The organism is Chelativorans petroleitrophicus, from assembly GCF_025398195.1.
Classification (GTDB): domain Bacteria; phylum Pseudomonadota; class Alphaproteobacteria; order Rhizobiales; family Rhizobiaceae; genus Chelativorans; species Chelativorans petroleitrophicus.
Map to the genome: position 1 here is coordinate 1 of NZ_JAODNV010000037.1, position 8,984 is coordinate 8,984.

Below are 8,984 nucleotides of genomic sequence, written 5' to 3' on the forward strand. Positions count from 1 at the left end.
CGATCTTCTTCAGCCGGGCATTCTCCTGCTCAAGCTCGCGCAGCCGCTTCATCTCCGACGGCATCATGCCGGAATACGTCGCATATGCCTCTCGCTTCGTTTCGGTCCGTTATCGGCCCTAAGGCGAGATACAAGAGGAAGAGGAAGTATGTTAAGTCTTTGATTGGATTGGTCGGAGTGGCAGGATTCGAACCTGCGACCCCCTCGTCCCGAACGAGGTGCGCTACCAGACTGCGCTACACTCCGCACCCGACGGCGGGCTTATACCGACCGCGCCGTCCCTTCGCAAGCCGAAAGAGCGGCCTTAATAGGGACTTTCGACATTACCGGTCTCGACATACACCGATTTAAGTTGGGAATAATGGTCAAGCGCCGCAAGGGCGTTCTCCCGGCCGATGCCGGAACTCTTCACGCCGCCGAAGGGAAGCTCCACGGGCGTGAGGTTGTAGGTGTTGATCCAGCAGGTGCCGGCCTGAAGCGCGGCGATGACACGGTGGGCGCGGGCCAGGTCGCGCGTGAAGACGCCGGCGGCGAGGCCAAATTCCGTGTCATTGGCGCGGGCGACGACCTCTTGCTCCGATTCGAAGGAAAGCACGCACATCACGGGCCCGAAAATCTCCTCGCGCGCAATCCGCATGTCATCGCGGACATTCGTGAAGATCGTCGGTTCCACGAAGAAGCCTTTTTCGAGACCCTGCAGATTCGGCACGCCGCCGCCCAGATGAAGATGGGCACCTTCCCTTTTCCCAAGCTCGATATAGGACAGGACGCGCTCGCGCTGGGCTTCCGAGATTAGGGGCCCGAGATGCGTCTCCGGGTCGAGCGGGTCGCCGATTCGGATGGCGCGCGTGCGCTGGGTCAAGCGCTCCAGGAACCGGTCATATATTCCCTTCTGCAGGAAAACCCGGGTTCCGTTGGAGCAGATTTGCCCGGTGGAGTAGAAGTTGCCGAGCATGGCGCCGCTGACGGCGTTCTCCACATCCGCATCGTCGAACACGATGAGGGGCGATTTTCCGCCAAGCTCCATTGTCGCATGCTTCATGTGTTCGCCGGCGAGCGCAAGGACGCGCTTTCCTGTGCCGACCGAGCCGGTAAGGGAGACCTTCGCCACCTCCGGATGGGACACGAGCGCCGTGCCGACCTCACCCGTGCCCTGAACCACGTTGAAAAGCCCGGCGGGAAGCCCGGCCTCGGTGAAGATTTCCGCCAGGGTGAGGGCGGAGAGGGGCGTGTTTTCCGACGGCTTGAAGATCATGGCGTTACCCGCGGCAAGCGCGGGGGCAGCTTTCCAGGCGGCGATCTGGATCGGATAGTTCCAGGCGCCGATGCCGACGCAGACGCCGAGAGGCTCGCGCCGCGTGTAGCCGAAGGGGCCGCCCAGATCGACATGGTCTCCGTTCCAGGAGGCAATGGCGCAGCCGAAGAATTCCAGCGCATCCGCCGCGGAGGCGGGATCCGCCACAAGCGTTTCCTGCAGCGCCTTGCCAGTGTCGAGCGTTTCGAGGCGCGCAAGCTCCTCGTTGCGGGCGCGCAGGATCTCGGCGGCGCGCCTCAAGATGCGCCCGCGCTCGACGGGTTTCAGCCGCGCCCAGGCGGGTTGGGCCTTGCGCGCGGCTTCCACCGCCTGCTCAACGATGTTGGGCGTCGCCAGATGTACCCGGGCGATGATTTCGGCTGTTGCGGGATAGAGCACATCAAGCGGCTCACCCTCCATATCCTCGACAAAAGCGCCGTTGATGTAATGCGAAGCTTGCGGCTGGGCGCGCATTGGCTTTCTCCAGACTTAGCGGTCCGATTCCCGCCAGCGGGGGTTGATCCACGGCTCCTGGTTCGAAGGAGGCAGAAGCGGCTTGCCCAGAATGTGGTCCGCCGCCTTCTCGCCCACCATGATCGAAGGCGCGTTGAGATTCCCGTTGGTGATCCGTGGGAAGATGGAGGAGTCAACCACGCGCAGGCCGTCAACGCCAATCACCTTGAGTTCGGGGTCGACTACGCTCATCCGGTCCTCCCGGCTTCCCATGCGGCAGGTGCCGCAGGGATGATAGGCGCTTTCGACATTCTGCCGGATGAAATCGTCAAGCGCAGCGTCCGAGGTGACGTGCGCTCCGGGCGCAATCTCCCCGTCGCAATAGGACCTGAAGGCCTCCTGCGAAAAGATTTCCCGCGTCAGCCTGATGCAATGGCGGAAATCCCGCCAGTCATCCTCATGCGACATGTAATTGAATAGGATCTTTGGCGGCGCCTTGGGGTCGGGGGAGCGGAGGGTGACGCTGCCGCGCGACTTCGACCGCATCGGGCCGACATGCGCCTGGAAGCCGTGCACCTTGGCCGCGGCCTTGCCGTCATAGCGGATCGCGGCCGGCAGGAAATGATACTGGATATCTGGGTACTCCACCCCCGAGCGGGAGCGCACGAAGGCCGCGGCCTCGAAATGGTTCGAGGCGCCGAGCCCGGTCTTGAAGAGGAGCCATTCCGCGCCAATGAGGACCTTCGAAAGGAGCCCGAGGCTCGAGTGTAGGGTGATCGGCTCGCGGCAGGCCTGCTGGATATAGAGTTCCAGATGGTCCTGCAGGTTTCTGCCTACGCCGGGCAGGTCGGCCACCATCTCGATGCCGAACTGGCGAAGCTCCTCCGCCGGGCCGATTCCGGAGAGCATGAGGAGCTTGGGCGAGTTGATGCTCGAGGCGGATATGATGACTTCACGTCGCGCTTTAACGACTTGAATCGAATTGCGAGCTTCGATTTCCACGCCGGTGGCGCGTTGATTCTCGATGATCACACGCCGCGCGAAGCCTCTGACGAGACACACGTTTTTCCGCTTGAGCGCGGGCTTCAGATAGGCATTGGCGGCGGACCAGCGGCGACCCTGATGGATGGTCTGCTCCATCGGGCCGAAGCCTTCCTGCTTGGAGCCGTTGTAGTCCTCCGTCACCTCGAACCCCGCTTGCCGGCCCGCCTCGATGAAAGCCCGATAGAGCGGGTTGCTGCGCGGGCCGCGCTGCACATGAAGCGGCCCGTCGGTGCCGCGCCAGCCTTCCTCACCGCCTTTGGCATTTTCCATACGCTTGAAATAGGGCAGCACGTCCGCATAGGACCATCCGGTGGCACCCTGCTCAGCCCAATGGTCGAAGTCTCGGGCGTGCCCCCGCACATAGACCATGCCGTTGATGGAGGAGGAGCCGCCGATCACCTTGCCGCGCGGTGTGGCAAGCGTCCGGCCGCCAAGATGCGGCTCGGGCTCGGTGCGGAAGCCCCAGTCGTACAGGCGCATGTTCATGGGGTAGGAGAGGGCGGCAGGCATCTGGATCAGCGGGCCGAAATCGCTGCCGCCATACTCGATGACGATCACCGAATGCCGGCCGTCTTCCGAAAGCCGGTAGGTGAGCGCCGAGCCCGCCGAGCCTGCGCCAATGATGACGTAGTCAGCCTCAAGCACGGCGCCGCCCCTTCAGCCTGAGCGCAAGATAATCCTCCACCAGAGCGATCGCAGAAGCGGCATCCGGCGGCCCGTCCTTCAGCGCCCGGCGGATGTAAAGCCCATCGATCAGCGCCGCTATGCCCTCGGCCGTCCGCTCCGCCTCGCTGGCGGGCATGAGAGGCTTCAGCGCGAAGACGAGGTTGCTGTGAAGCCGGCGTGCATAGACGCGCAACAGCCGCCTGAGGGCAGCCGTCCGCTGCGCCTCCACATAGAAGGCCAGCCAGGCTGCAATGATTTCCGGCCGGAACTGCTTGGGCGAGAAATTGACGGCGATGACAGCGCGCACGCGCTCCACGCCATCGAGGCCCGCCACTGCCTCGCGCAAATCCCGCCCGAGCTCGGACAGGATGTGGCGCATGGTGGCGAACAGCAGCGCATCCTTCGCACCGAAATAGTGGTGCGCGAGCGCGGGCGAGACACCAGCCCGCCCGGCAATGTCCGTCATGGTGACGTCGAGCGAGCCGCGTTCGCCGATGGCGTGGATGGCGGCATCGATGAGCGCCTGTCGGCGCAGAGGTTCCATTCCGATCTTTGGCATGGCTGCTATTTAATTTTGATTGATTGATCAATCAATCAAAATCCGGCGAGTTCGCTCCTGCTGCCACACGCTTTCCGCAACGAAGCTCCTGCAAAGGGAATGGCCTTGAGCAATGCGCTTCTGGCGCGACCAGAATGGAGGAATGTGTTAATCAAGGAACGCCGAGGAGATGTGGAGGACGGCGCAGAGGAGGGGGCCATGCGGTCCGGCAGGTCATGAAACCGCTTGCCATCGTCACCGGCGGGGCGTCGGGAATCGGGCTTGCGGTTGCCGAACGTCTTCTCGATGACGGATGGGGCGTGGCCGTCATCGATGCCGACGCGGGCGCGCTCGCCGATGCGGAAGACCTTTTGAGCGGCGAAGAGGCGATTTTCCTTACCGCCGACGTGACGGACGAGGACGAGATTGCCGAGGCCTTCGATCAGGCCGTAGACGCCTACGGCCCGGTTTCGGCGCTGGTCAGTTGCGCGGGCATTCGCCGGGAGATGCCGTTCGAGCAGACGAGCGCGGAAGTGCTGCGACAGATTCTCGAAATCAATTTGGTGGGCGCGTTCATCGCCGCGCAGGCAGCGCTCGCGCGCATGGACGATGCGCTTTCTATTGTTCACTTGGCTTCTGCCAGCGGCTTGAGGGCGAATGCCGGCTGCGCGGCCTATGGCGCCTCCAAGGCCGGGGTGAAGATGCTGACGGAAGTCATGGCGCTGGAGCTTGCGGGCCGCGGGGTGCGGGTCAACTGCGTGGCGCCGGGGCTGGTGGAGAGTTCCACCGCAAGCTTCGACGAGGACGCTGAGCGGCGCCGCGCGTGGATTGCGCACACGCCTCAACGCCGCAGCGTGGAGCCGGGCGAGATCGCCGCGGCGGTCGCCTACCTGCTTTCGCCCGAGGCGAGCTCCATCACGGGCCACACGCTTACCATAGACGGTGGCTTTTCGGTGGCCGGGGTGAAGCACGCAGACTATTAGAGCGGCTTCGCTGGCCATTGTGAACCGGCTGAAACTCGGACGGTTTGTGACTGGCCGAGGAGCATCCAATCTGGCAATGAACCGGCAGCAACAGATTGGATGAAGTGCGAGAATGGCGAATCCGGTGCTCGTTGAGATGCTGCGGGGCAGCGTGGTGGAAAGCCGCCATCGCGGCGCTGTGGCGGTGGTCGATGCCGACGGAAAAGAGGTGGTCACGATCGGCGACATTGCGCGACCGGTCTTTCCGCGCTCGGCGGTGAAAGCCATCCAGGCGCTGCCGCTCATCGAAAGCGGTGCGGCCGATGCGTATGGCTTCGGCAATCGGGAGATTGCCCTTGCCTGCGCGTCGCATGCCGGCGAGCCGAGGCATGTGGAGGTCGCGTCCTCCATGCTGGCGAAAGCAGGTCTTGATCAGGGCGCCTATGAATGCGGCGCCCACTGGCCGACGAACCAGGAAGCCATGATCGCACTCGCCCGTTCCGACGCCTCGCCCACGCCGATCCATAACAACTGCTCCGGGAAGCACGCCGGTTTTCTGTGTACCTGCGTTCATTGCGGCATCGATCACAGGGGCTATACGGGGCCGGATCATCCCATTCAGGAGATGGTGCGCGAGACGCTGGAGGATGTGACGGGCGCCGCGCATACGGTCGCCATGCGCGGCATCGACGGGTGTTCCATCCCCACCTATGCGGTGCCGCTGAAGCACCTTGCGCTCGGCTTTGCGCGGATGGCGACAGGCAGCGGCCTGTCACCCAAGCGCGCCGCCGCGGCAAAGCGCATTTTTGCGGCCTGCATGGCCGAGCCTTTTCTCGTGGCGGGCAGCGGCCGTCCCGACACCGCGATGATGGAGGCGGGGGAGGGGCGTCTCTTCACCAAGGTGGGTGCAGAGGGCGTCTTTTGCGCGGCCATTTCTGAACTGGGGCTGGGCATTGCGCTTAAATGCGACGACGGCACGGCGCGTGCGGCCGAAGTGATGATTGCTGCCGTGCTTGCAAGCCTGTTGCCAGCGGACGACCCGCTGCGGACCCAGCTTTCCGCCATGGCGCGGCCAGCGCTGAGGAACTGGCGCGGTACCGAGATCGGCAGCCTGCGGCCGGCCGGGATGCTGGCGGGTTAGGATTCTCGCGGCGCGAAGCCGTGCTTGCTATCGTTCAACTCGGAAAGAGCCGGCGGGGCCGGGAGAGCCCGGGGCTATTGCCCGGCTTCTCCCAATCCCTCGTCGATGCGCCGGGCCGGAAGAGGATCGCAGGCCACGGCGCCGTCAACGGGCACAGGTTGGCGCGCAGCCGAAATCGTGCCGGCGGGCCGCTCCTGATCCAGCTTGTAGAGCGTCGTGCCTATGATATTGCGCGCGCCTTCCTTGAAGTCCTTCAGGCGCTCGGCGCGGGCGGCGGCAACACGCTTCTGAATATGACCGGCCGCAAGGCTGCGTAGCACGCCGCCTTCCTCCTCGATCTGGCGGAATTCCTCCCAGGCTTTTTCGCAAAGGCCATCCGTCAGAGCCTCGACGGCGCCTGAGCCGCCCGCCGGATCCGCAACGAGATCGAGGTGGCTCTCGCTGGAGAGGACGAGCTGGGTATTGCGCGCGATCCGGCGTGCGCCGCCATCGGGCAAACCATGCGTGATGGTGTGCGGGAGCACTGAGATCGAATCGGCGCCGCCTACCGCTGCGGCAAAGGCCGCGATGGTCGAGCGCAGGATATTGGTTTCGGGGTCGAGCGCCGTCAGCATCCGGTAGGAGGTCTCCGCGTGAACCACCACGGGAGCAGCCTCGACCGAACAGGCCTCCAGCACGCGTGCCCAAAGCTTGCGCAGGGCGCGGATCTTGGCGACTGAGAGGAACTGGTCCTGATCGACGGCAAGCGCGAAGCCGATGTGCTCTGCCGCGTATATCAACGGCTGACGTGCCTCCTCGAACATCCGCAGATGGGCGACGGCGGAAGCGAGCATGATGCCGAGCTCCTGCGCCTCGGTCGCCCCGGCATTGTGGAAGACCCGGCCATCGGCTTCCAGCAGGATGCCCGGCAGAGAAAGGGCAAAATAGCCCGCCAGCGACTGCGGCATGGAGGCTTCCAGCGCCTCGATGGACATGCGCAGCCTGCCCGTGCCGGCGAACAGAGACGCCGGATCGATCCCGAAAGACAGGTTGAGCCGGGCCGGATCGGCGCGCCTGTTACGCAATATCTCGATAAGCCAATCGACGGAGGCGCGGCTTTGCGGATGAACGTCGATCCTGAGAAGCAGATTGTCGAGCGGCAGATTCTTGAGAACCGCATCGAGCGCCTCGGGATTCGCCGGAAGCCCGTAGCCGAAAGCGTTCGGCGCGCCAGCGAAAACGAGCGAAAGTCCCGTTGCGCCATTGGCGAGTTCCTCACGCGCCTGCGCGTTGGCGCGGGCCGGATCCGGATCGTCCAAACGCTGCACAAGCTTCCAGGCGGAACGCGGATCGACGCGGGACAGGGATACAGCCCCCTGACCGTGCTCATAGGCCGGTTTGACCGGAAGGCCGTCATCAGTCTTACGGACGAGCGATTCGTAATCGGTGCCCGCGCCGAGCGACTTGGCAACCAGCTCGAGCCATTGCCTTTGGTCGACAGCGGGAAAACCCGCTTGCCTCAAGACAGTCCGATCCATTTTGCCTCCCAAGGGTGCGCGAACCGAAGCGGAGTTTAGGCTGAGCTTATGCTTGCCGCAATCCGCCTTTGGGAATGTGATACTGTTCCTTAGGCGGTTCCGGGTTATAAGAACTCCAGCGCATTGTGGGAAGCCGCCCTCCCGGCTACCTTGGCCGGGATTCCGCGGTAGGCGAGGAGGTAAGGGCATGACTGCCGAAGACAGCATCTTCATCGGCGCCAGCCGGCACAATGACGACAGCTATCAGAGAGCCGAGCGCCTGCTGCTGAAGTATGCCAACAGGCATGGCCTTATCACTGGCGCAACCGGAACCGGCAAAACGGTGACGCTGCAAATTCTGGCAGAGGGCTTTTCCAACGCTGGCGTGCCGGTCTTCTGCGCCGACATCAAGGGCGACCTTTCGGGCATTGCGATGCCGGGCGAGCCCAAGGAGGCGCTGACCAATCGCGCTGCCGCCATCAAGCTGGAGCCATACGAATTCCAGCAGTTCCCGGTCATTTTCTGGGACCTGTTCGGGGAAAAGGGACACCCGATCCGCGCCACGGTTTCGGAAATGGGGCCGCTGCTTCTGTCGCGGCTCATGGATCTTTCGGAGGCGCAGGAAGGCGTCCTGAACATCGCTTTCCGGATCGCGGACGAGGAAGGCCTTTTGCTGCTGGACCTCAAGGACCTGCAAGCGCTGCTTGCCAATATCTCCGAGCGTGCCGACGACATCAGCAAACGCTACGGAAACGTGAACAAGCAGTCGGTGGGGGCGATCCAGCGCTCCCTGCTCGTGCTGGAGCAGCAGGGCGGCGCACACTTCTTCGGCGAGCCTGCGCTCAGAATCGCCGATCTCATGCGCACCGAGCGCGACGGGCGGGGCGTCGTCAGCGTGTTGGCCGCGGACAGGCTGATGATGAATCCGCGACTCTATGCGACCTTTCTCCTGTGGCTCCTGTCGGAGCTCTTCGAAGAATTGCCCGAGATCGGCGACCCGGAAAAGCCGAAACTGGTCTTCTTCTTCGACGAGGCGCATCTGCTGTTCGACGAGGCGCCAAAGGCGCTTGTGGAGCGGGTGGAGCAGGTGGTCCGCCTCATCCGGTCAAAGGGCGTGGGCGTCTATTTCGTCACCCAGAATCCGCTCGACGTGCCGGAAACCGTGCTCGCGCAGCTTGGCAACCGAGTGCAGCACGCGCTGCGAGCCTATACGCCGCGCGAGCAGAAGGCGGTGAAGACGGCGGCCGACACCTTCCGCCCCAATCCGGAATTCGACTGCTTCGAGGCCATCACGCAGCTCGGCGTGGGCGAGGAGAGGTGGTGCCGGTTTCTGAGACAGGGGCATAAGGTGGATCGCCCGATGGAAAGGACGATCCAGCATGAAGACACG

General features: G+C 63.8%; 7 protein-coding genes and 1 tRNA gene. 3 read left to right on the forward strand and 5 right to left on the reverse strand.

The window, feature by feature from the left end:
• Nucleotides 1-169: 169 nt before the first annotated feature.
• The 4 genes from NYR54_RS18745 to betI form a co-directional block, all read right to left on the reverse strand.
• Nucleotides 170-246 (reverse strand) — tRNA-Pro (locus NYR54_RS18745).
• Between the two features lie 58 nt (nt 247-304).
• On the reverse strand, nt 305-1,768 hold the full coding sequence (betB, locus tag NYR54_RS18750) for a betaine-aldehyde dehydrogenase (RefSeq protein WP_261517230.1): 1,464 nt from the start codon (nt 1,766-1,768) through the stop codon (nt 305-307).
• A 15-nt stretch (nt 1,769-1,783) separates the two neighbouring features.
• Nucleotides 1,784-3,436, reverse strand: a complete 1,653-nt coding sequence (betA, locus tag NYR54_RS18755) for a choline dehydrogenase (protein WP_261517231.1) — start codon at nt 3,434-3,436, stop codon at nt 1,784-1,786.
• The gene (gene betI, locus NYR54_RS18760; RefSeq protein ID WP_261517232.1) at nt 3,429-4,016 is read right to left on the reverse strand and encodes a transcriptional regulator BetI; all 588 of its coding nucleotides are present in this window, start codon (nt 4,014-4,016) and stop codon (nt 3,429-3,431) included. The genes betA and betI overlap by 8 nt, the downstream gene beginning before the upstream one ends.
• A gap of 215 nt (nt 4,017-4,231) precedes the next feature.
• Between betI and NYR54_RS18765 the strand changes: the two genes are divergently transcribed.
• Both NYR54_RS18765 and NYR54_RS18770 read left to right on the forward strand, forming a co-directional pair.
• Nucleotides 4,232-4,978: an SDR family NAD(P)-dependent oxidoreductase gene (locus NYR54_RS18765; RefSeq protein ID WP_261517233.1), complete on the forward strand. Its 747-nt coding sequence runs from the start codon at nt 4,232-4,234 to the stop codon at nt 4,976-4,978.
• A 112-nt stretch (nt 4,979-5,090) separates the two neighbouring features.
• Nucleotides 5,091-6,098, forward strand: coding sequence for an asparaginase (locus NYR54_RS18770; RefSeq protein ID WP_261517234.1), 1,008 nt, complete (start codon nt 5,091-5,093; stop codon nt 6,096-6,098).
• 74 nt (nt 6,099-6,172) lie between these two features.
• Here NYR54_RS18770 and NYR54_RS18775 read toward each other — a convergent pair whose 3' ends face one another.
• On the reverse strand, nt 6,173-7,615 hold the full coding sequence (locus NYR54_RS18775; RefSeq protein WP_261517235.1) for a methylmalonyl-CoA mutase family protein: 1,443 nt from the start codon (nt 7,613-7,615) through the stop codon (nt 6,173-6,175).
• A gap of 187 nt (nt 7,616-7,802) precedes the next feature.
• Between NYR54_RS18775 and NYR54_RS18780 the strand changes: the two genes are divergently transcribed.
• The coding region (locus NYR54_RS18780) for a DUF853 domain-containing protein (RefSeq protein ID WP_261517236.1) at nt 7,803-8,984 on the forward strand (1,182 nt) is incomplete at its 3' end.

Coding starts and splice junctions, on each gene's coding strand:
- betI (WP_261517232.1), bottom strand. CDS start 4,016: ATGCCAAAGATCGGAATGGAACCTCTGCGCCGACAGGCGCTCATCGAT.
- NYR54_RS18765 (WP_261517233.1), top strand. CDS start 4,232: ATGAAACCGCTTGCCATCGTCACCGGCGGGGCGTCGGGAATCGGGCTT.
- NYR54_RS18770 (WP_261517234.1), top strand. CDS start 5,091: ATGGCGAATCCGGTGCTCGTTGAGATGCTGCGGGGCAGCGTGGTGGAA.
- NYR54_RS18775 (WP_261517235.1), bottom strand. CDS start 7,615: ATGGATCGGACTGTCTTGAGGCAAGCGGGTTTTCCCGCTGTCGACCAA.
- betB (WP_261517230.1), bottom strand. CDS start 1,768: ATGCGCGCCCAGCCGCAAGCTTCGCATTACATCAACGGCGCTTTTGTC.